This is a genomic window from Mesorhizobium sp. Primo-A, from assembly GCF_003997175.1.
GTDB classification, from domain to species: Bacteria; Pseudomonadota; Alphaproteobacteria; order Rhizobiales; family Rhizobiaceae; genus Mesorhizobium; species Mesorhizobium ciceri.
In genome coordinates this window covers 130,621-152,927 of sequence record NZ_RZTG01000001.1, presented here as the reverse complement: position 1 = coordinate 152,927, position 22,307 = coordinate 130,621, and the positions used below count along the sequence as shown (strand labels likewise).

21 protein-coding genes are annotated in these 22,307 nt (G+C 64.1%); 11 read left to right on the top strand and 10 right to left on the bottom strand.

Annotated elements, in window-relative coordinates; all coding sequences use genetic code 11:
• The first annotated feature begins 339 nt into the window (after positions 1–339).
• The 4 genes from EOC83_RS00715 to EOC83_RS00700 all read left to right on the top strand — a co-directional run bounded on the left by EOC83_RS00715 (position 340) and on the right by EOC83_RS00700 (position 4,410).
• Complete coding sequence (locus EOC83_RS00715) at positions 340–1,536, top strand: amidase (protein ID WP_063168936.1); 1,197 nt, start codon at positions 340–342, stop codon at positions 1,534–1,536.
• 2 nt (positions 1,537–1,538) lie between these two features.
• Positions 1,539–2,438, top strand: coding sequence for a LysR family transcriptional regulator (locus EOC83_RS00710; protein ID WP_063168937.1), 900 nt, complete (start codon positions 1,539–1,541; stop codon positions 2,436–2,438).
• Positions 2,439–2,527: 89 nt separating this feature from the next.
• Positions 2,528–3,196 carry a DUF1007 family protein gene (locus EOC83_RS00705; protein WP_027161413.1) on the top strand — a complete coding sequence of 223 codons (669 nt, stop codon included), beginning with the start codon at positions 2,528–2,530 and terminating at the stop codon, positions 3,194–3,196.
• On the top strand, positions 3,193–4,410 hold the full coding sequence (locus tag EOC83_RS00700) for a nickel/cobalt transporter (RefSeq protein ID WP_013529750.1): 1,218 nt from the start codon (positions 3,193–3,195) through the stop codon (positions 4,408–4,410). Before EOC83_RS00705 ends, EOC83_RS00700 begins: the two co-directional genes overlap by 4 nt.
• A gap of 25 nt (positions 4,411–4,435) precedes the next feature.
• On the opposite strand, the gene denD is transcribed toward EOC83_RS00700, so the two are convergent.
• From denD to EOC83_RS00680, 4 genes are all read right to left on the bottom strand, one after another.
• Positions 4,436–5,413: a D-erythronate dehydrogenase gene (denD, locus tag EOC83_RS00695; protein ID WP_024502716.1), complete on the bottom strand. Its 978-nt coding sequence runs from the start codon at positions 5,411–5,413 to the stop codon at positions 4,436–4,438.
• A gap of 16 nt (positions 5,414–5,429) precedes the next feature.
• On the bottom strand, positions 5,430–5,642 hold the full coding sequence (locus EOC83_RS00690) for a hypothetical protein (RefSeq protein WP_013529748.1): 213 nt from the start codon (positions 5,640–5,642) through the stop codon (positions 5,430–5,432).
• A gap of 89 nt (positions 5,643–5,731) precedes the next feature.
• Complete coding sequence (locus EOC83_RS00685; RefSeq protein ID WP_063168938.1) at positions 5,732–6,700, bottom strand: cation diffusion facilitator family transporter; 969 nt, start codon at positions 6,698–6,700, stop codon at positions 5,732–5,734.
• Positions 6,701–6,710: 10 nt separating this feature from the next.
• A complete protein-coding gene (locus EOC83_RS00680; RefSeq protein ID WP_063170329.1) occupies positions 6,711–7,397 on the bottom strand; it encodes a GNAT family protein in 687 nt (228 codons plus the stop codon).
• Positions 7,398–7,480: 83 nt separating this feature from the next.
• Here EOC83_RS00680 and EOC83_RS00675 point away from each other — a divergent pair, with 83 nt between their 5' ends.
• Both EOC83_RS00675 and EOC83_RS00670 read left to right on the top strand, forming a co-directional pair.
• On the top strand, positions 7,481–8,665 hold the full coding sequence (locus EOC83_RS00675) for a pyridoxal phosphate-dependent aminotransferase (RefSeq protein ID WP_024502719.1): 1,185 nt from the start codon (positions 7,481–7,483) through the stop codon (positions 8,663–8,665).
• A 152-nt stretch (positions 8,666–8,817) separates the two neighbouring features.
• On the top strand, positions 8,818–9,192 hold the full coding sequence (locus EOC83_RS00670; protein ID WP_013529744.1) for a YciI family protein: 375 nt from the start codon (positions 8,818–8,820) through the stop codon (positions 9,190–9,192).
• Positions 9,193–9,293: 101 nt separating this feature from the next.
• Here EOC83_RS00670 and EOC83_RS00665 read toward each other — a convergent pair whose 3' ends face one another.
• From EOC83_RS00665 to EOC83_RS00655, 3 genes are all read right to left on the bottom strand, one after another.
• Entirely contained in the window at positions 9,294–10,049 is a 756-nt protein-coding gene (locus EOC83_RS00665) for an SDR family oxidoreductase (RefSeq protein WP_063168939.1), read from the bottom strand.
• A gap of 257 nt (positions 10,050–10,306) precedes the next feature.
• Positions 10,307–11,044 carry a tellurite resistance TerB family protein gene (locus EOC83_RS00660; RefSeq protein ID WP_024502721.1) on the bottom strand — a complete coding sequence of 246 codons (738 nt, stop codon included), beginning with the start codon at positions 11,042–11,044 and terminating at the stop codon, positions 10,307–10,309.
• Between the two features lie 115 nt (positions 11,045–11,159).
• Complete coding sequence (locus EOC83_RS00655) at positions 11,160–12,080, bottom strand: rhodanese-related sulfurtransferase (RefSeq protein WP_013529741.1); 921 nt, start codon at positions 12,078–12,080, stop codon at positions 11,160–11,162.
• 311 nt (positions 12,081–12,391) lie between these two features.
• Here EOC83_RS00655 and EOC83_RS00650 point away from each other — a divergent pair, with 311 nt between their 5' ends.
• On the top strand, positions 12,392–13,030 hold the full coding sequence (locus tag EOC83_RS00650) for a 2-dehydro-3-deoxy-phosphogluconate aldolase (RefSeq protein WP_027161408.1): 639 nt from the start codon (positions 12,392–12,394) through the stop codon (positions 13,028–13,030).
• A gap of 87 nt (positions 13,031–13,117) precedes the next feature.
• Here EOC83_RS00650 and EOC83_RS00645 read toward each other — a convergent pair whose 3' ends face one another.
• The 3 genes from EOC83_RS00645 to EOC83_RS00635 form a co-directional block, all read right to left on the bottom strand.
• Positions 13,118–13,309, bottom strand: coding sequence for a hypothetical protein (locus tag EOC83_RS00645; RefSeq protein WP_013529739.1), 192 nt, complete (start codon positions 13,307–13,309; stop codon positions 13,118–13,120).
• 176 nt (positions 13,310–13,485) lie between these two features.
• Positions 13,486–15,312, bottom strand: a complete 1,827-nt coding sequence (locus EOC83_RS00640; RefSeq protein WP_024502725.1) for a DUF882 domain-containing protein — start codon at positions 15,310–15,312, stop codon at positions 13,486–13,488.
• Positions 15,313–15,721: 409 nt separating this feature from the next.
• Positions 15,722–17,257 (bottom strand): sigma-54 dependent transcriptional regulator, encoded by a 1,536-nt coding sequence (locus EOC83_RS00635; RefSeq protein ID WP_063168940.1) that lies wholly within the window; start codon positions 17,255–17,257, stop codon positions 15,722–15,724.
• Between the two features lie 175 nt (positions 17,258–17,432).
• Here EOC83_RS00635 and EOC83_RS00630 point away from each other — a divergent pair, with 175 nt between their 5' ends.
• The 4 genes from EOC83_RS00630 (at position 17,433) to EOC83_RS00615 (ending at position 22,306) form a co-directional block, all read left to right on the top strand.
• Positions 17,433–19,265, top strand: coding sequence for a M3 family oligoendopeptidase (locus tag EOC83_RS00630; RefSeq protein WP_063168941.1), 1,833 nt, complete (start codon positions 17,433–17,435; stop codon positions 19,263–19,265).
• Between the two features lie 361 nt (positions 19,266–19,626).
• A complete protein-coding gene (locus EOC83_RS00625; protein ID WP_063168942.1) occupies positions 19,627–20,367 on the top strand; it encodes a hypothetical protein in 741 nt (246 codons plus the stop codon).
• A 182-nt stretch (positions 20,368–20,549) separates the two neighbouring features.
• Positions 20,550–21,695, top strand: coding sequence for an aminodeoxychorismate synthase component I (locus EOC83_RS00620; RefSeq protein ID WP_063168943.1), 1,146 nt, complete (start codon positions 20,550–20,552; stop codon positions 21,693–21,695).
• Entirely contained in the window at positions 21,644–22,306 is a 663-nt protein-coding gene (locus tag EOC83_RS00615) for an aminotransferase class IV family protein (RefSeq protein ID WP_063168944.1), read from the top strand. The genes EOC83_RS00620 and EOC83_RS00615 overlap by 52 nt, the downstream gene beginning before the upstream one ends.
• Position 22,307: the final 1 nt, after the last annotated feature.

Genomic DNA, 22,307 nt, shown 5'->3' with positions numbered 1-22,307 from the left:
GATGGGAGACCCGTCCGCACTGCCGGCAATGAAGGTGTGCCTCTTCAGTAACCCCGGTTTTTGGACAACCGGCAGAACACCAGAAAGGCCCGCACCGTCGTTGCTTCAAGGTGTCCTCGGGCTGGCGGTTGGCCGCTAGACCGACTGGAGGGGTTGGCTCCAGTTACCTTACCGATTTCCCTCACCATTCGAGGATCGGCGGACACCCACAGGCACGTGCGACTTTGGGCAAGCGCGATATAAGGGCGAAGACTTTCACAATCAATAAAAATCGTATCGCAGGTTGTAAAATTTCTGGCGTCGAACAATGTTGCGGCAACCGTATCCGGATATCGAACGATGACAGGCACGCACGGCCCTCTCAACGCCTTTCTCGATCTTCGCCAGATGCCCGTGGCACATGCCCAGCTCGGCCCGTTGGCCGGCCTGCGGCTGGCCGTCAAGGACATATACGACGTCGCCGGCTACCGCACCGGTTGCGGCAATTTGCAAAAATTCGCCGAAAGCCACGCAGCCTCGCGCACCGCACCCGCCGTGCAGATGATCCTCGATGCCGGCGCACGCTTCGTCGGCAAGACGCAGACCGACGAGCTCGCCTTCGCGCTGTTCGGTCAGAATGCGCATTTCTCGTTTCCGGTGAACCCGGCGGCACCCGACCGCGTCACCGGCGGCTCCTCATCGGGGTCGGCGGCGGCGGTGGCGGGCAGGCTGGCCGATATCGCCACTGGTTCCGACACCGGCGGCTCGATCCGCGCGCCGGCGAGCTTTTGCGGACTGATCGGGCTGCGCACCACGCATGGCCGCATTTCGCTCGACGGCACGATGAAGCTGGCGCCGAGCCTTGACACGTTCGGCTGGTTCGCCGACGACATCGAGACCTACGAGACCGTCGGCAAGCTGCTGCTCGGCCGCGATCCGCACCAGCACGTGTTGGACCGGCCGCTGGCGCTGGATTGGCTGGACGGGCTGGTCGCCCGCCCGGCGCTGGCCGAATATGCCGGAATGAAGGGGCTGGCGGGCGCGGTTTTCGGCGCGCCGGCGACGCCGGCAATCCGCTTCTCCTCATCTCCCGATGAACTTTACTGGTGCTTTCGCCGGCTGCAGGCCAGGGAGGCCTGGGCGGTGCATGGCGAATGGATCACCAGCGGCGAGCGCGGCCTCGGCACCGGCGTCGAGGAGCGTTTCGGCTTCGGCCGCGCCGTCGACGACAAGACGGCGCAGGCCGAGAAGGTGCGGCGTCTGACCTTTCGCGGCGAACTGAGCGCCCTGCTCGGCAAGGACGGCTTCCTTGTCCTGCCGACGGTGCCTGGTCCGGCGCCTTACGTGGACAGCACGCCGGAGCAGTTCCAGGCCTATCGCGAACGGGCGCTCCAGCTTCTGTGCCTGGCCGGCCTGTCCGGTTTTCCACAGATCACACTGCCCGTCGGCTCGGTCGCCGGCGCCCCGTTCGGCCTGTCGCTGCTTGGCCCTTCCGGCAGCGACATTGCCCTGATACGGCTCGGCCGGAAACTTCTCGACGCGGCACGAAAGGCCTGACCATGGACACACTGACGCGCATGCGCGCCTTCATCGACGTGGTCGAGGCCGAGGGCTTTTCCGCGGCGGCGCGCAAGATCGGCCGCTCCAAGGCCTTGCTGTCGAAATATGTGCGCGAGCTGGAGGACGAACTCGGCGCTTTGCTGCTCAACCGCACCACGCGCCAGTTCTCGATGACCGAGGCCGGCCACACCTATTACCGGCGCGCCTCGGAGATCGTGCGCGAGGTCGACAGCCTGGCCGACGCGGTGCGCGAATCCTCCGGCGACGTGCGCGGCCGGATCAAGCTGTCGGCGCCGCGCACCTTCGCCGACGCGCCGATCGGCCAGTCGCTGATCGACTTCGCCAAGCAGCATCCCGACATCGTGCTCGACATCCAGCTCGACGACCGCTTCGTCGATCTGGTCGAGGAAGGCTTCGACCTTGCGGTGCGTATCTCGCGGCTGGAGAACTCGTCGCTGATCGCCAGGCGTCTGGCGCCATTTTCGATAAAGCTCTGCGCCTCCCCCGAACTGATCGCCAAGCATGGCACGCCGACACGGCCGCAGGATCTCAGCCGCATGCCTTGCATCGTCGACACCAATGGCCGCGGACTGAACAACTGGCCGTTCAAGGGCGACAATGGCGATCCGGTCAGCGTTTCGGTGTCAGGTCCGATCGAGGTCAACAGCCCGATGACGGCGAGAGCCGCGGCCGTGTCCGGGCTGGGATTCACCGTCCTGCCGGATTTCATTGCCGCGCCCGATCTCGCGAGCGGCCGGCTGGTGTCGGTGATGGATGACCGTATCCTGTCGGGCGGCGGCATCTTCGCCGTCTACCCGCACCGCCGCTATCTGCCGGCCAAGGTCCGCGTTTTCGTCGACTTCCTGGTGCAGTGGTTCAGGACGCGTGAAGTTGCCTGACCCACTTCAGCCGAGCAGCGGTCCCAATTTCGCCCCCTTTCTGGTAACTCTCGGCAACTCTTCCGAGGCCTAGGGAATCGCGACCGAGAATGCACCTGAAACGGCACGCAATCATGCTGGCTTCGGCCTTGGCGGCTAGCTTTGCCGCCACTGGACCCGCTTACGTGCATCCACACGTCTTCGCCGAGGCTCGCCTCGATGTGATCCTCTCCCCCGATCACCAAAGCGTGAAGGCTCTGCGTCATCTCTGGCGCTTCGACGACCTGTTTTCCTCGACGGTGATGATGGAATTCGACAAGAACTCCGACCTGAAGCTCGACGACAAGGAGCTGAAGGAAGTCGCCGACACCGTTCATGCCTCGCTGGCGGAGTTCAACTACTTCCAGCTCGTCACCGTCGACGGCAAGGACGTGGCGATGACGCCGCCGCCGCATCTGATGGCCAATTTCGACAACGACCAGCTGATCATCCTGTTCGAGTCCGAACCGAAGGTGCCGATCAAGCTCAACGGCAAAATCGATATCGGCGTCTACGATCCGACATTCTACACGGCGATCGACTTCACCGAGGACTCCAACATCACGGTCGAAGGCCTGCCCTCGAACTGCACCAGCAAGGTGGTCCGTCCCGACCCCGACGAGGCCATCAAGGAAAACCAGAAGACCCTCACCGATGCCTTTTTCAATGACCCGACCGGCACCGATATGAGCAAGATCTTCGCCACCAAGCTCGAACTGACCTGTCAGCCAGAAGGATGAAGCCGGTGACGAAACCGTCCCTGCGTTTGGCATTCGGCCTGTTGGCCCTCACAGTCGCCATGATGCATTTCGCCGACGCGGCTCATGCCCAGAGTTCGCTCGGCATCGGCGTCAATGACGGCATGGCGCCCACCACCGGCCCGTTCGCCCATATCCTGATGTGGATCAATCTCAGGCAGCAGGAATTCTACCGCGCGCTGGCAACGGCGATGAAGGCGATGCGCCAGGACGGCAGCAAGATCTGGATACTCGTCGGCCTGTCCTTCGCCTACGGTATTTTCCATGCCGCCGGCCCCGGTCACGGCAAGGCGGTGATCTCGTCCTACATGGTGGCCAATGAAGTGGCGTTGCGGCGCGGCATCCTCTTGTCCTTCGTCTCGGCGCTGCTGCAGGGCCTGACCGCGGTCGCGGTGATGGGGGTCGCCTATTTCGTCCTGCGCGGCACCTCCGTCTCGATGACGGACGCAGCCTGGTTCATGGAGATCATGAGCTTTGTCTTCGTCACCCTGTTCGGCGCCTGGCTGCTGTGGCGCAAACTCGGCCCCGCCGTCCTGCGTCTGTTCGGCAAGGGCCCGGCCTACAGCCTGTCGGCGGCTCATGCCGGCCATTCTCACGCCGGTCATTCTCATGGGGGTCATTCTCATGGGGGTCATTCGCACGGCGCGCATTCGCATGCCGGCCATTCCCATGCAGCTCACAGCCATTCGGCGCATGCCCATTCGCACGCGCTGCACGCGCATGACCATGTGCACGGCCCTTCGCACGATCATCACGATCATCACGATCATGCCGAACACGATCATGCTCATCACGATCACGCGGCCGGCGAAGTCTGCGACACCTGCGGCCATTCGCACGCACCCGATCCGGCGCTGCTGTCAGGCGACCGCTTCGACTGGCGCACGGCCTGGACAGCGGTGGCGGCGGTCGGCATCCGCCCCTGCTCCGGCGCGCTGATCGTGCTCAGCTTCGCCCTGCTCAACGGCCTCTGGCTCGGCGGCCTGCTGTCGGTGCTGGCAATGTCGCTGGGCACCGCCATCACCGTTTCGGCACTGGCGACGCTGGCGGTGACCGCCAAGAACTGGGCGGTCTATTTCGCCGGCGACGGCCGCATGGGCAACCGCATCCACTCGATCGTCGAGATCGGCGGCGCCGCCTTCGTGTTCCTGTTCGGACTGCTGCTGCTGTCGGCAAGCCTGGCGAGCGGCGGATGATGCCCGACGCCACGAGGGTCGGAGTTTAACCCGCGATCTTGCCGCCGAGCTCATCCTCGATGTGAGCGCGGATGATCTCGTCAAAACTCTTTTCGGCGCTGAAGCCGAGCTCCCGCGACCGCTTTGCCTCGAAGCGCGTCGGCCAGCCCTTGACGATCGCCCAGATCGTGTCATCCGGAACCTCGCGGATCAGGCTTACCGCCTTCGGCCCGGCGATGCGTTCCAGCGCCTCGATCTGCTCGCCGACGGTGACGGCGACGCCGGGCATGGTCAGATTGCGGCGTGGCCCGACAGCGCTGCCGTCGATCCCCGCCGCATGGATCAGGAAGTTGACCGCCGAGCGGGGGCTGGCATGCGTGTGCACGACCGAGCGCGGCACCGGCAGGATCGCCTCATGGCCGCTCAACGGCTCGCGGATGATGCCCGAGAAGAAGCCCGACGCCGCCTTGTTCGGCTTGCCCGGCCGCACGCAGATGGTCGGCAGCCGGATGCCGATACCGTCGAAGAACCCGCGCCTGGAATAGTCGGCCAGCAGCGCTTCGCTCATCTGCTTCTGGGTACCATAAGAGGTCAGCGGCGTCGGATGGAAGTCATCGGGAATGACGTCCGGGAACGGCGCGCCGAACACCGCGATCGACGAGGTGAAGACGACGCGCGGCGCAAAGCCCGCCACCCGGATGGCATCGAACAGGGCGCGCGTGCCATCGAGATTGACGCGGTAGCCGAGTTCGAAATTCGCCTCCGCCTCGCCGGATACGATGCCGGCGAGATGAAAGACGACGTCGGGGCGCGATGCGACCAGGCGCTCGGTGGCACCCGCTTCGGCGAGATCGCCGGTGTGCAGCGTGACGCTGACGCCATCCAGGCTCGGCGCCTGTGGCGGCACGATATCGTGGAGATCGAGCGCGGTGATCTTGCCCCCGCGCAGCGTCCCGTCCTTGGCCAGCCGGGCGATGAGCTTGCGGCCGACCATACCCGCGGCGCCAGTGATCAGAATGCGCATGTCGAAGATCCCTTGCCTATTTACCCTGGTTTTTGCGCTGGTTGCGGGCGCGCAGCCAGAACACCGAGAAGAACGCCAGCACGAAGACGATGCCAAAGGCGCCGGCCAGCACAGTGGAAAGGCTGCCGAGTGCCAGCATCACGGTCGGCAGATAGTAGGCGCCTATACCGAACAGCAGCATGATCCACGCGGCAGCGATGACCGCGTTCCTGGTGTCGCGGTCCATCATGCCGCGTCCGGAGGATGGGCGTTCGTCAAGCTGGTTTTCAAGGTTTTGCAACTCCTGAGGCAGGACGATCGACATCGATCGATCCGGTCCTAGTGATGGTGGTCGTGATATGCAGCCGCTTCATGCTCGTGCCCGTGGTCGTGCTCGTCGCCATCGTCGGCGCATTGCCCGAATTCCGGTTCCACGGTGGCATGGCTGATGCCGTGCTCGCTGGCAAGCCGCTTCTTGACGGCACTCACCGCCTGATGCGCATCGACGCCCTCGTCTAGACAGGCATGCAGCGTCGCCATATTGCTGGTCCCGTCGAGCGACCAGACATGCATGTGGTGCACTTCGCGTACACCGTGGATCGTCGTCTGGATATCCCTGGCGATCAGATCTCGGTCGAGGCTTGGCGGCACGCCCTCGAGCAGGACATGGGCGGCCTCCCGCATCAGCGACCACGCCGTGTAGAGGATCAGCAGTGAAACCAGGACCGACAGGATCGGGTCGATCGGCGTCCAGCCGGTCGCCAGGATGACCAGCGCCGCCGCGATGGCCGCCGCCGAGCCGAGCAGGTCGCCAAGCACATGCAGGATGGCGCCGCGCATGTTCAGGCTCTCGCGGTCGCCGCCATGCAGCACGAAGAACGAGCCGAGGTTCACCAGCAGGCCGAGGATCGCCACCACCAGCATCGGCCCGCCAAGCACCGGCGCCGGCGCCTGCAGGCGTCCCCAGGCTTCATAGACGATCCACAGCGCGATGACGAAGATGGCGATGCCGTTGGTATAGGCCACCAGCGTCTTGACCCGGCCGAAGCCATAGGTGAGGCGAACGGTCGCCGGCCGGCCGCCAAGATGAAACGCATACCAGGCAAGGCCGAGCGCGATCGAATCGGCGAGCATGTGGCCGGCATCGGCCAGCAGCGCCAGCGAGCCCGTGAGGATGCCGCCAAGCGCCTCGGCGACCATGAAGCCGCCGGTCAGGCAGGCTGCGATCAGAACGCGTTTCTTGTCGGTCGAGCCATGCACATGACCAGGGCCGTGACCGTGCCCGGTGTGATCGTGGGTATGTGCCAATAGTGAACTCCTAAGCGCCGAATTCCGCGCGAAAATCCTCGAGCCGTCGCTTCTGCCGGCCGTCGCCATCGAAATTGGCCGGATCGAGCCACGCCTCATAGGCACTGCGCAGCGCCGGCCATTCCTTGTCGATGATCGAATACCACGCAGTGTCGCGGTTTTCACCCTTGACGATGAGATGCTGGCGGAAAATGCCTTCGAACTTGAAGCCGAACCGCTCGGCCGCCCGCTTCGATGGCTCGTTGCGGTTGTTGCACTTCCATTCGTAGCGGCGATAGCCGAGCCCGTCGAAGATGTATTTCATGAACAGGAACTGCGCTTCGGTTGCTCCCGGCTTGCGCGAGATGAGCGGTCCCCAATAGATGTTGCCGATCTCGATGACGCCGTAGGCCGGATCGATGCGCATCAGCGTCTGGCGTCCGGCGACCTTGCCGCTGGCCTTGTCGATGACGGTGAAGAACAGCGGATCCTCGCTGGCCTCGACTTTGTCCAGCCATGGCTGGAAGGCGGCGCGGGTCTCCGGCGGATAATCGGGCAACCAGGCGAAGCGGTCGTCGATATCGGACACGGAGGACGCTTCATAGAGGCCGTCGCCGTGTTTTGCAGCGCTCAGCGGTTCAAGCCGGACGTATCGACCGTCGATGGTCTTGCGTTCAGGCCGCGGACGCGGTTGCCAATCCCTGAGATTTTCCGACACCGAATGCTCCAATCCGTTTGACTTTTGCGGGCTGAGGCTCACAAAAACGCGACCCAACAGCAAGAACCACACGGACGGGAAAAATGCTCCACACGATTTCGGCCTTCGACCGCCTTGGCGAGGAAAACGCCTTCGCCGTGCTTGCGAGGGCCACAGCACTTGCCCAACAAGGCCGCGACATCGTCAATCTCGGCATCGGCCAGCCCGACTTCAAGACGCCGCAGCACATCGTCGAGGCGGCGATCAAGGCGCTGCGCGACGGCCATCACGGCTACACGCCGGCCAATGGCCTGCTGGCGACGCGCGAGGCGGTGGTGCGCCGCACGCTGACCACCACCGGTGTCGAGATATCGCCCGAAACGGTGATGATCCTGCCCGGCGGCAAGCCGACCATGTTCGCCGCGATCCTGATGTTCGGCGAGCCCGGCGCCGAGATCCTCTACCCGGACCCCGGCTTTCCCATCTACCGCTCGATGATCGAGTTCACGGGTGCGGCACCCATTCCCGTGCCGATGCGCGAAGAAAACGGCTTTGCCTTCTCGGCCGAGGAGACGCTGGCGCTGATCACCTCGAAGACCAGGCTGCTGATCCTCAACTCGCCCGCCAATCCGACCGGCGGCGTCACGCCTCGCGCCGAGATCGAGAAACTGGTCAAGGGGCTGGAGGCGCATCCGCAGGTCGCCATCCTCTCCGACGAAATCTACGACGTCATGACCTATGATGGCGAGACGCATTGCTCGCTGCTCGGCTTTCCCGAAATCCGCGACCGGCTGATCGTGCTCAACGGCTGGTCGAAGACCTGGGCGATGACCGGCTGGCGCATGGGCTGGTCGATCTGGCCGAATGGCGACAAGGGCGCCCATCTCTACGACAAGGTGCGCAAGCTGGCGGTCAATTGCTGGTCCTGCGTCAACGCGCCGAGCCAGTTTGCCGGCATCGCCGCCATCGACGGCCCGCAGGACGACGTCGACGAGATGATGCGCGCCTTCGACCGCCGCCGGAAGATCGTCGTCGAGGGACTGAACGCCCTGCCCAACATATCCTGCATCACGCCCAAGGGCGCGTTCTACGCCTTCCCCAACGTCTCGAAGACCGGCTGGAAGGCCAAGAAGCTCGCCTCGGCACTGCTCGACGAGGCCGGCGTGGCGCTGATCGGCGGTCCCGATTTCGGCATTCTCGGCGAAGGCTATATCAGGCTCTCCTACGCCAATTCCGAGGAGAACATCTTGCGCGCGCTGGAGCGGATCGGAGCGTTCCTGGCGAAGTAGGCTTCAAAGCAGGCCGGTGGCCTCTTTCCGGGTGGTTGCGGCTGGCGACAATGATGGTGTCATGATCTGTCCGGACACGCACGGCCAAGGCTGGGCGGGCGTGTCGGGAACCGCTACGCTCCCTGGATCAGGATCGAAGCAGGTGACATAAAATGTTCTACGCAATCCTTGCCTATCACGTGGAAGATGCGATCAAGGCGCTGACGCCGCAGGAAGATGCAGCACTTATGGCCGACCTGCTGAAGATCAACACCCGGCTTCATGAGGAAGGCACGCTGGGGCCGTCCGCGCGTCTGGGCGCAACACAGGATGCCATCACCCTGCGCGGCCCGGGCGACGGTGTGATCATCGACGGTCCTTTCGCCGAAACCAAGGAACAGTTGCTCGGGCTCTATGTCGTCGACTGCGCCACGCGAGACGAGGCCATCGCGATCGCCCGCGACCTTCGCCGCGTCAATCCCACCGCCGTTTACGAGATCAGGCCCATTCTGCTGTTCAAGCCCGGCGTGCCGCTGGCCGGGAAATAAAACCATCCGGCTGGGTCCCCGCTGCTTCGCAGCGTCCCAGCGTTCGCCGGCCTTTCATCGTGCCACTGGCACGATGAATTCGCTTACGCGAACCGGGCTGCTCACCCACGCCCGACAAACGGCATCTTGGTCGCCATCACGGTCATGAACAGCACGTTGGCGTCGAGCGGCAGGCTGGCCATGTGGACGACGGCGTCGGCGACGCGCTGAACATCCATCACCGCTTCGGCTGCGATCGAGCCATTGGCCTGCGGCACACCGACCGTCATCGGCTGCGCCATGTCGGTCAGCGCATTGCCGATGTCGATCTGGCCGCAGGCGATGTCATAGGGCCGACCGTCGAGCGCCAGCGTCTTGGTCAGTCCGGTGATGGCATGCTTGGTCGCCGTGTAGGGCACCGAGCCCGGGCGCGGCGCATAGGCCGACACCGAACCGTTGTTGATGATGCGGCCACCCATCGGCTTCTGCTTGCGCATGGCGCCAAAGGCGGCACGGGCGCACAGGAACGAACCGGTGAGGTTGACGCCGACGATATCGTTCCACACTTCGACCGGTATCTCGTCGATCGGCGTCGATTTGTAGCCCATGCCGGCATTGTTGAAGAGCAGGTCGACACGGCCGAAGGCCGCCGCCACGGTCTCGAACAGATCGTCGACCTCGCCTGCCTTGCTGATATCGCAGGCAACCGCCAGGGCCTTGGCGTCGGTGGACCCGGCCTCAGCCACGGCTGCATCCAGCACGGATTTGCGGCGTCCGCAGAATACCGTGTTCCAGCCGGCCCTGAGCAGCGCCGTGGCGACGCTCTTGCCGATGCCCGTGCCGGCCCCGGTGACGATGGCGGTTCTTTGCTCGGTCATGGCTATTGTCCTCCGGCAGCGCTGCGCTTGCTCGACTGATTTTGGGGGGTTGGCTCGAAAAGGAAGGCATCGCAAATGACGGCGGCGATGGCAAGCGTGTCCATCCGGCCGGACCGACAAAAAGGGCGGCCATTGGCGACCGCCCCTGATCTGAACCGGGCTTGGGAGGAGGAAAAGCCGATCCGACTGTGTTGAATGATGCGCTTGCTGGGTTAATGAGCGGTTAACCCGGAAAGTGCCCCCTGTGCCGTTTTGGCCTACCAGCGCGGATTGGGTGACGTCCCGGCCTTGGCCGGCACCTTGGCCGCCGAAACCGTCGCCTCGACATGGTCGACCAGCGCGTCCGGCAGGCCGAGCCGGCCGGCAAGCAGGTCGAGATAACCGCGCTCGGCGCGTGTGTCGGGATCGATGGTCAGGCGCGACGCCGTGTAGAGTTCGAGCTTCTGCGCATCGGTCTTGGCGCCGGCCACCAGCGTGTCGAGGTCGAGCGGGCTTGCCAGCTCCGCCATCAGGAACTTTTCGGCGTCGGAGCCTATGCCGGCCAGGCTGAGCTTGCCGGCGATCTTCTGGCGCTCTTCATCGTCGATATGGCCATCGGCCTTCGCCGCCGAAATCATCGCCCGCACCAGGGTCAGCGTGAATTCGTCCTCGCCTTGCGGCGCCTGCGACGGGTGGAAGGGGGTATCCTTGGGCGGCGGCAGCAATTCCGGTTCACCGGCCGCCGGTGCTTCCGCGGGCGCGTTGCCGGCCTTGTAATTCTGGTAGGCCTTGTAGGCGAGGCCGCCGATCGCGGCCAGTCCGCCAAGCTTCACCGCGGCGCCCGTCACGTTGCGGCCAGTACCGGTTCCGAGCAGCACCGCGGCCAGCGCACCGGCGGCCAGCGGATTGTCCTTGGCCATCTGCACGGCCTGCCCCGCCTTGTCGCGAACGGTGCCGCTGGTGCCGGGGATTTGCGAGCCGAGCAGATCGTCGAGAAGCTTCTTGGGATCGAACATTCAGTGCCTCCAGGATTTGCCCGGCCAACGGGCGGGTTTCGAACGTCGAAGACGTAGGTCCCGAAACTTGACATTGCAATGACAGGCAGCCGCTTTGCAGCAGCACGATGCTGGATCAGGAGCCGATATGCGGCCCCCTGCCCCGCGCCTGCGCAAGCTCGACCTGGCGCTGGCGCTCGGCATAACGCTGGCGGTCCTCGTCCGAACGCGCATCGAAGCAATGCGGGCACGAAATACCGGCAGCGAATTTGGGCGACGTCAGCTCGCCCGGCGTCAGCGGGTGGCGGCAGGCGCGGCACAGTTCCGCGTCGCCCTCGGCAAGGCCGTGCGACACCGAAACCCGCTCGTCGAAGACGAAGCACTCGCCTTGCCAGAGGCTCTGTTCGGCCGGAACCTCCTCGAGGTATTTGAGGATACCGCCCTTGAGATGGAAGACATCCTCGAAGCCGAGCGATTTGACATAGGCGGTTGCCTTTTCGCAGCGTATGCCGCCGGTGCAGAACATCGCAACCTTGCGGCCTTCGAGCTCCGCCCGGTGCGTTTCCACCCAGGCCGGGAACTCGCGAAAGCTTGCGGTGGCCGGGTCGATCGCACCCTTGAACGTGCCGATCGACACCTCATAGGCGTTGCGCGTGTCGATGATGACAGTGCCGGGCTGCGAAATCAGAGCGTTCCAGTCGGCCGGCGCGACGTAGGTGCCGGCACTTTTCGAAGGATCGATGTCATCGACACCCATGGTGACGATCTCGCGCTTCAGCCGCACCTTCATGCGATGGAACGGCATGTCCGCGGCCGCGCTGTACTTGACCTCGAGTCCGGCAAGCCCTTCGATGGCTTCGAGATACGCGATCAGTTCGGCAATTGCCGTCTCGCTGCCGGCGACGGTGCCGTTGATGCCTTCATGCGCCAGCAGCAGCGTGCCCTTTATGCCGCGCCCGCAGCAGAATGCGGCGAGCGGCGCGCGCAGTTCTTCGAAAGCGTCGAGCCGGGCAAACCGGTAGAGCGCGGCGACGCGAAGGAGTGGAAGTGATGTCATCGCCGAAGCCACTAGACGCTCGAGCAAGCCGATTCAAGGCAAAGCAGGCATCCTGTTCGGCGGGTCACTGGCGCAAATCTGCACCATGGGTGAATTTGTACCATAGCTGAGATCAGGGAGTCAAGAAAAAATTCCTATCCTGAAAAGCCACCGGGACCAAAGCTGTCGGCACCATCGAGCCGGCAGCCACCCTTGTCAACTTGGGCTTGGCGAGTATGGGCGACGCGTGACATCGCGACACGGCCGGTTTCGTGGACAGGAAAACGGCCTTCTGCTAATCGGTTGAATTGTCCCACGCCACGGAGAGACACATGCCCAGCAAGACCGAAAAACTTCTGTCGCTCCTCAACGGCCAGCCCGTCATCCCGGTGCTGAAGATCTCCGATGTCGCCAATGCCGTGCCGCTGGCCCGCGCTCTGGCGCGCGGCGGCCTGCCTGCGATCGAGATCACGCTGAGGACCGCCGACGCGCTGGAAGCGATCCGGCGGGTCGCTGGTGAAGTCGAGGAAGCCATCGTCGGCGCCGGCACCATTCTTGATGCCAGGCAGTTCGAAGAGGCGGCCGCCGCGGGCTCGCGCTTCATCGTCAGCCCCGGCATCACCCGCGAGCTTCTGTCGGCAGCCGCCGCCAGCGATGTTCCGCTGCTGCCCGGTGCGATCACCCCCGGCGAGATCATGGCCGCGCGCGAAGCCGGCTTGCGCTTCCTGAAATTCTTCCCGGCCGAGCAGTCGGGCGGCATCGCTTCGCTGAAGGCCTTCGCCTCGCCGCTCGCCGATGTGAAATTCTGCCCGACCGGCGGCATCTCGGCCAAGAACGCGGCTGACTATCTAAGCCTGCCCAACGTGGTCTGCGTCGGCGGTTCCTGGGTGGCGCCCGACGACCTCGTCAAGGCCGGCAAATGGGACGAGATCGAAGGCTTGGCGCGCGCGGCGAGCAAGCTCACAAAATAAGGCTTTCATGGCGGCATGGAAAAACCCGGCCGACTTGCGTCGACCGGGCTTCCGCCGGATGTTTTTTCCAGGCCTGCCTTGGCCGGATCAGTTGCAGACCCTGACTTCCCTGACCACCCTATGATGATGCTTCCAGGTCGTGACAACCTTGGTCCGGCAGTGCTTCTTCATGTGCATGTGATCGTGGGTCTTGACGACAATGGTTTCGGCCTGCGTAGGGGCGATGGCCGCCGAAGCGGTTGCCAACGCGATGACCGATGCCAGTAGAATCTTCTTCATGGGTATCCCCGGGTTTGAACGAACGAGGGAGAAACCGTTGACGGCCCGAGGCGTTCCACGATCACGGCAATGTCAGGCCGGTGTGATCGGAAGCCGGCGGGCCGCGCGACCGGATCCGGCCACGCAGCAAAAAGCCGCGCTGGTTGCCCGGCGCGGCTTTGTCGGTTGATTTGCCGTCATTTGGTCTGGAAGCGGGCTACCGACATGAACTTGACGGCGTTGCCGGTGAAGCGATTGGCATCGGCCACCTGGCTGCTCGGCTGGAAGCCAGCGGTGTAGACCTCGCTCGGCGGCGTGTGCACGATGCTGTAGGCGTAACCCGGCGCCGTCGTCGCGCTTGAAACGGTGGCGACCTGCTCGCCGCTGGTCAAGGCCCAACGGGCGGCCTGCGGTGCGGCTGCAACCACCATGGCCTTGGGGCCTGGCTTCAGGTCGCGGGCGGTGGCTCTCGATTCCTTGCGGGTCGTCTTGACGCCGGCGCCGATCGCGGCGGCCGGATCGGAACCGACTGGGCGGGCCACGACAGCATCGCGCGGCGATGCGGTGTTGGTGCCCGGATCGTTGAACGCCGAACGCGGCTCGGACCCGGACAAGGAAGCAAGCTGGTAATCGGCCGCACCGACCTGGGCATTGGCCTCGTCGAGCACGGCCTTGACCGCGTCCGGCCTGGCCATCTCGGGCCGCGCCGTCGGCAGCACCGAGAACGCATCGGTCGCGGTCTTGCCTTGGTCGGCCGTCTCGGCCAGCGCCATCAGCACATCCTTGCTGGGCGGCGCAGCCAGAGCGGCCGGCAGCGAATTGTCGGGACGCCATGTCGGCAACGGTATGTTGTTGACCGCGACCTGGGTCGCATCAGCCGAAGCCGTTGCATCGGCCATGCCGAAAGGAACGCTCGCCGGCGCATGCGCGGTCGCCACGGCCTGCTCGGTGGTGGCTGTCGCCTCCGCCATCGCGAAGGGAACATTCTCAGGCTGCTGCGCGCCGACATCGGCTTTCGGCCGCGGTGCGAAATCCGGCAGCGGAATGCTTCGGGCCGGCAATGCCGCGATGATCGTCTCCGGCGTGTCCTGTTCAGGCTCCGGAGCCTGCTGTTCGGTCACCTGCGGAATCTCGGCGCGCCGCGCATTCTCCGGCGCCACGATGGCGATGCCCGGGAGGTTGCTGGTCTTGGCCGCCGCTGCCGGCTTCAGGTTTCTCGCCTTGGGCGGGGGGGCGGCCGAAGCGGTCTCGACATCGGCGCTGTCGTCGGCCTCGTCGTCGCCGCCGCCACCGAAGAAAGCCGACAGGAATCCACCCGATTTCTTGCTGCTGCCGCCGGCACTGGCCATCTCGATGGCCGGCGAGCCCGATCCCTTGCGCGCCTTGTAGGAGGCGAGCGCCTGCTCAAAGCCGGGCAGCGGCCTGCCGTCGCTCGGCACATGCAGCGTCTTGCCATTGGGGAACAGGGAGACCAGTTCCTGCCGGCTGATACCGGGCCAATGGCGCACATTGCCGACATCCATGTGGACGAACGGCGAACCCGATGACGGATAGTAGCCGACGCCGCCGCCCTGCATCTTGAGGCCGATGTTGCGCAGCTTCTTCAGCGGCACGCCGGGAATATAGAAATCCATCGCCTTGCCGAGCATGTGCTGGCTCTTCTCGGCCACGCCCCTGCTGCGGCTGCGCAGCATCGAGTTCGTCGACGGCGAGCGATAGCCGCAGACGACCTGGATATAGTCCGTGGCACCTGCTTCCCGATACGCCTCCCAGACGAGATCCAGCAGGCGCGGATCCATCTTGGTTGGCTCGTTGCGACGCCAGTCGCGCAAAATGATGTTGATCTTGCGGAGACCCTCGGGAACGTAGCGGCCGTTGCGCTTGTAGACGATCTCGGCCTTCTCATGGGTGTGGAGATGATAAAGCTTCAGCGACCGTGTTTCGGCGCTGGCTCCGCTCGCAGCCGCGGCAACAAAACCAAAAGCGACAACCAACACTGCCAGCCACTTCGGCCAGACGCTCAAATGATGGTGCCGCCTGTTTGTGTGTCGTTCGATTCTGTTCAAATCAAAAGGCCTTGCAGGCTGCCGTTTGTCCCCGGATTTGTCCAAACGGATGTGGCATTAGCACACCCGAATATCGATCCTAATGGTTAATCATCGCTTATTGAAGCCGAAATGCGGTAACACCGTGGCGATATCCCGTCAAAAATTGTTCACAAGGTTTCTTGGTAAACCGCTGGTTTAGATCGGATTTTCGCCTTCGCCCCAAACACGATCTGTTACCGTTAGCCTTAATGCGTGAACAGAGCTGTCCACGAGACAGCCACAATGCCGCCGAAACGGCGATACAAGGCCCGTTGTGGCATTGCAAGCTGGCGCCGGCCTTGTGGCAAAGCCGGAAGCCGGGCCAAAGCTCAGCCCGGCATCGCCCTTAGGAGGCTAGTCGATCGACGCGGCCTGTCTCCGGATCGATGCCGTGTTCCTTGAGCTTGCGATAGAGCGTCGAGCGGCCGATGCCGAGTCGGCGGGCGACTTCGCTCATCTGTCCGTTGTAGTGATCGATGGCAAGCTTGATCATCTCGAGTTCGACATCGGCAAGTGCCCGCACATTGCCGCGCTCGTCGAGCGCCCGCAACGTGCCGAAGCGAGGCTGCAGCCTTGCCGGCGGATCGAACGCGATTGCCGGGCCGCCCTCGCCGGGCAAGGCTTCGTCATCGCGCGCCTGCAAAGGCAAGGACGGCGACGGCGCGTCGCCATCCATATCGAGGTTGACGGTGCCTTCCACTTGCGCCCGGATCTGCGGGAAGTCCTCCGCGGTTAACATATAGCCTTCGCAAAGCACCGAGGCGCGAAAGACGGCGTTTTCGAGCTGCCGGATGTTTCCGGGCCAGTCATAGGCCTGCAGCACCGCGAGCGCTGCCGCCGAAATACCTTGCAGGCGACGGTGCGGGTCGGCCGGCGCGACCTTCTCCATGAAATGGGTGACCAGATATGGGATGTCGTCGCGGCGGTCGCGCAGCGGCGGCACGAAGATCGGATAGACGTTCAGCCGGTAGAACAGATCCTCGCGGAACTTGCCGTCCTTGACCTGCTGCAGGAGGTTGCGGTGCGTCGCCGAAATCAGCCTGATGTCGACCCTGACGGTCGAGCGCCCACCGACCGGGTCGACCTCGCCGTCCTGGACCGCACGCAACAGCTTGACCTGCACGTCGAGCGGCAGGTCGCCGATCTCGTCGAGAAACAGCGTGCCCGAATGCGCTTCGACGAACTTGCCGGTGTGCTTGTCGGTGGCCCCGGTGAACGAGCCCTTCTCGTGACCGAACAGGATCGATTCGACCAGATTGTCTGGAATGGCGCCGCAATTGACGGTGACGAAGGGCTTCGTGCGGCGGTCGCCACTGCCCTGGATGGCGCGCGCCACCAGTTCCTTGCCGACGCCGGACTCGCCCTCGATCAGGATCGGAATGTTGGATGCCGCCGCTTTCTGGCCAAGACGGATCACCCTGTCCATGGCCGGGCTGTGCGTGATCATGTCCTTGAAGGTCAGGAGGCCGCCGCGCCGGCGCGATGTGCGCTTGACCTCGCCCTCGACGGCCTCGACCTTGAGCGCATTGCCGATCGATGCCTGCAGCCTGTCGGGAGACGCCGGCTTGACGACGAAATCGAAGGCGCCATGACGCATCGCCGAAACCACGGTCTCGATTCCGCCCTGCGCGGTTTGCACGATCGCCGGCACGTTGATGTCGCGCTCGCGCATCGCCTTCAGCACGCCGATACCGTCGAGACCGGGCATGACCAGATCGAGGATGACCACCGACACCTCGCGGGCGCCGGGTCCATCGAGGATGTCGAGAGCGGCCGCGCCGCCGTCGACCACGATTGCGCTGTAGCCGAACCGCGTCACCGCCGCTTCGAGCAGCCGGCGTTGCACCGGATCGTCATCGACTATGAGTATGGAACCTGTCATGACTGGTGTGACTGCCCGCCCGAGGAATTCTGCCCTGTGGACCATCTTGGCACAGGGTTCTAAATAAGGTTTCAAAAAACCCGGTGAATGAATTCCTTAGGATTTGACCGGCTTCTCGTTTCTCCTTGAACCTTGGCCACGGAAGGTGTCGGCAATGCATAGGGATTCTGGGCACATGGTTTCCGCACGGCGGCTGGCGGCGCCGGCGTCGGGTCAAGGCGCGGCCGAGCTGGGCGACCTGCCGGAATGGAACCTTGCCGACCTCTATGCCGGCATGGACGCGCCGGAGCTGAAGCGCGACATCGCCAAGGCCGCCACCGATGCGACCAGTTTCGAGAGCCGCTGGAAGGGTACGCTGGCCGCCGAAGCCGAGCGCGGCGGCGCCGGCAGGCTGGGCGAGGCGCTTGTCGCCTACGAGGCGCTGGAGGAACTGATCGGCCGCATCGTCTCCTATGCGGGACTGGTTTATGCCGGAAACACCGCCGATCCCCAGCGCGCCAAGCTCTATGGCGACATCCAGGAGAAGATGACCGACGCCAGCGCGCACCTTCTGTTCTTCGCGCTCGAACTCAACCTGATCGACGATGCGTCGATCGAAGGCGCGCTCGCCGGCGATCCCGCCTTCGGCCACTATCGGCCATGGGTGCTCGATCTGCGCAAGGACAAGCCTTACCAGCTCGAGGACCGCGTCGAGCAGCTCTTCCACGAAAAGTCGATCACCGGACGCGGCGCCTGGAACCGCCTGTTCGACGAGACGATGACCGACCTTCGCTTCCACATCGACGGCGAGGAACTGACGTTGGAGCCGGCGCTGAACCGTCTGCAGGACGCCGACGGCGAGGTGCGCCGCCGGGCGTCCGAGGCGCTGGCCACGACCTTCCGCAAGAACTTGCGCACCTTCACGCTGATCACCAACACGCTGGCCAAGGACAAGGAGATATCCGACCGCTGGCGTGGCTTCGAGGACATCGCCGATTCACGCCATCTGGCCAACCGCGTCGAGCGCAGTGTGGTGGACGCCTTGGCCTCCGCCGTTCGCGATGCCTATCCGCGCCTCTCGCACCGCTACTACGCGATGAAGGCACGCTGGCTGGGCATGGAGGTGATGAACCATTGGGACCGCAACGCGCCGTTGCCGGATACGCCCCAGGCGATCATCGGCTGGGACGAGGCCAGGAACACCGTGCTGTCCGCCTATCAGCGCTTTTCGCCCGACATGGCCGAGATCGCGCGAACCTTCTTCGACCGCAACTGGATCGACGCGCCGGTGCGGCCCGGCAAGTCGCCTGGCGCCTTCGCGCATCCGACCGTACCGTCGGCGCATCCCTATGTCCTGCTCAACTACATGGGCAAGCCGCGCGATGTGATGACGCTGGCGCACGAGCTTGGCCATGGCGTGCATCAGGTGCTGGCCGGCGGCCAGGGTGCGCTGATGGCCTCGACGCCGCTGACGCTGGCCGAGACGGCATCGGTCTTCGGCGAGATGCTGACCTTCCGCTCGCTGCTCGACCAGACCACCGACCGGCGCGAGCGCAAGGCCATGCTCGCCCAGAAGGTCGAGGACATGATCAACACGGTCGTGCGCCAGATCGCCTTCTATGAATTCGAGCGCAAGGTGCATGCCGAACGCAAGAACGGCGAACTGACCTCCGACAGGCTCGGTCAGTTCTGGCTCGAAGTGCAGGCCGAAAGTCTGGGTCCCGCCATCAAGCTGCGCGAAGGCTACGAGGTGTTCTGGACCTACATCCCGCACTTCATCCATTCGCCCTTTTATGTCTATGCCTATGCTTTCGGCGACTGCCTGGTGAACTCGCTTTACGCGGTCTACCAGAACGCCGAGCGCGGCTTTCAGGACAAGTATTTCGAAATGCTGCGCGCCGGCGGCACCAAACATCATTCCGAGCTTCTGGCGCCCTTCGGGCTCGACGCCACCGATCCCGCCTTCTGGCAGATCGGACTTGGCGTCATCGGTGGCCTGATCGACGAGCTGGAAGCGCTCGACACTTGAAATGCGCCCCCAGGCGTCGCTCTAACAGTTTAGCCGGAATGCATGTTGGGACAGCTCTACTATCGCCCTAAATATCTGTTCTTGAAGTACTCTCCACCGAAGTTTTCCGATAGCTTTCCACAAGCTCTATGATAGCCTTCGCTCCAAGCTCAGCCGGAGCGCATGCGGATCGGCGAGGAGAAATCTCAGCCGGCCGTGGCGCTCAGGCGAACGCGACAACGGCCGTTGGCCATGGGCAAGCAAAGCCGATCGCCGACAGCTCGAACCGAAGCCGGCTGTTCTGCTTACCGCGGAACCACCAAGAGTAGTCCTTCGCCGAAGATCATGACCCACGGCAGACGGATCTGACTGGAGAGAGACAATGGGCACTTTTTTCTACGTGGTCCTGGCGTTCCTGATAGGCGTATTGGTCGGCTGGTTCCTTTGGGGGCGCCTGCGCGGTGAACTCGACAGCTTGCGCGGCGATCTCGACCGTACACGCAGCGAACGCGACAGGCTGCGCACCGACAGCGACCGCCTGACCGGCGAACTCGATGCATGCGGCAAGACCCGCGCCGACCTTGAGCGCCGGCTGCGCGAAGCGTCGGCCGCACCTGCCGCCGGAAGCAGCGCGGCAAAACCGGCAAGCCAGGCGCCGGCGGCCCTGATGTCGACCCCCGCGACGGCCAAATCCGCCACCACAAAGCCCGCGACGGCCAAACCGGCCGCTGCGAAAGCGGTCTCTGCCAAGCCGGCGGCGAAACCCGTCGCCACCAAAACCTCGGCTCCAGCCAAATCCGCAATGAGCAAGCCTGCAACAGTCAAGCCTGCAACAGCCAAGCCTGCAACAGCCAAGCCAGCATCCGGAAAGCCCGACAATCTGCGTCGGCTGATCGGTATCGGTCCGGTCAATGAGAAACTGCTCAAGGCACAAGGCGTCACCAGCTTCGCCCAGATCGCGTCCTGGACAGCGGCCGATATCAAACGGATCGAGGACGTCATGAATTTCGATGGCCGCATCGCGCGCGAACGCTGGATCGAGCAGGCCAAGCTGCTCGCCGCCGGCAACGAGAAGGAATTCGCCAAGCAGTTTCCAACAGCCGGAACCTCCAGCAACAGCTGATCGCCAGGCACGACCTGAAGATTGCAAGCGGCGGCGCCATATCGGCGTCGCCGTTTGCTCTTGGTTCCTGAGTTGGCCCAAAGGTCGGCTTTAAGAGGCAGCGTGCCGTTCCCTCGATTGCGCGCGGGCGGCACCCCATATAGAGCGGTTGATGGCTTCATTGACCGCAGCATTCGGTGCCCATGTCCCTGCCCGCCGCAATTTTTCGCAATGACAAAAGCGCGCGCCAGCTCGTTTTCGACCGGCCGGCCGATATCATCGTGGCGCACGATGCAGGCGATTTCGGGCCGGCTCTGGAAGCAGCACAAGCCGCGCATGATGCAGGCAAATGGCTTGCCGGCTATTTCTCGTATGAGGCGGGCTACCTGCTCGAACCCAAGCTCGTTCCCCTGCTGCCGAATGGACGCCGCGCCCCACTCGTGTGCCTTGGGGTTTTCGATGCCCCGGTCGAACAGGCGGTGCCGCCGCGCAATATGGCGGCGACCAATGGCCCGATCTTCGACGCCCGTGCGACGTGGTCGCCCGAGGATTATGAAAAACGCTTCTCGCGGCTGCACCAGCACATCCGGCAAGGTGATTGCTACCAGGGCAATCTGACCTTTCCCGTGCATGCGCAATGGTCAGGCGAGCCTCTGGCCGCGTTCGATGCGTTGACTGAACGTCAGCCGGTGAAATATGGCGCGCTGATCGCGCTCGGTGAACCCATCGTGCTGTCGCGCTCGCCTGAACTGTTCTTCGAGATCGACGCCGAGGGCATGATCGAGACGCATCCGATGAAGGGAACGGCGCCGCGCGGCGCCACCAAAGCCGAGGACGAACGGCAGAAGATCTTCCTGCGCAATGACGAGAAAAACCAGGCCGAAAACCGGATGATCGTCGATCTCCTGCGCAACGATATCTCGCTGATCAGCGAGGTGGGCACGCTGGACGTGCCGGCGCTGTTCCGCATCGAGACTTACCCGACCGTGCATCAGATGGTGAGCGACGTCAGGGCCAAACTGCTGCCGGGTCTCTCTATCCGCCAGATCTTTGCGGCGCTGTTTCCTTGCGGTTCGATCACCGGCGCGCCTAAGATCCGTGCCATGGAGATCCTGCGCGACCTGGAAGGCACGCCCCGCGATGCCTATTGCGGCGCCATAGGCTGGATCGCACCCGGCGGCCCGATGCGCTTTTCCGTGGCGATCCGCACCATCTCGCTCTTTTCGGGCGGCGAGGCCGTCTACAATGTCGGAGGCGGCGTCGTCTTCGATTCGACGGCGCAGGAGGAGTATCAGGAGTGTCTGCTGAAAGCGCGCTTCGCGACGGGAACACCGCCGACTTTCAGTTGATCGAGACCATGCGCTGGGAACCCGGCTCGGGCTTCCTGCGCTTCGATCGTCATCTTGCGCGCCTCTATGGCTCGGCGGCGGAACTCGGCTTCCGCTGTGATCCAGGCACGGTCGGCGAGGCGCTGAGCAGCGCGGTCGGCGGTTCCGGCGTTGCCACGCGCACGCGTCTCGTCCTGTCGCACGATGGCGAGGTGACGGCCTCTGCGCAGCCTTATGAACCGCTCGCCGCCGACAAAGTCTGGATGCTGCGGCTGGCGCGGACGAGGCTCGATTCGAACGACACGCTGCTGCGCCACAAGACCAGCCGGCGACAGCTTTACACGCGTGCCCGTGCCGAACACCTCATCACGCAGGCCGACGAGGTGCTTATGGCCAACGAGCGTGGCGAGATCTGTGAAGGCACGATCACCAATGTCTTTGCCGATGTCGGCGACGGCGTGCTGGCGACGCCCCGGCTCGATTGCGGCCTGCTGCCTGGCGTATTGCGCGCGCAGCTTCTGGATGAAGGCCGCGCCCGCGAAGCGATCTACAGCTTGGACGATCTGAAATCCGCCAAGTCCCTGTTCGTCGGCAATTCGCTGCGCGGACTGATCCCGGCAAGACTGACCTGAG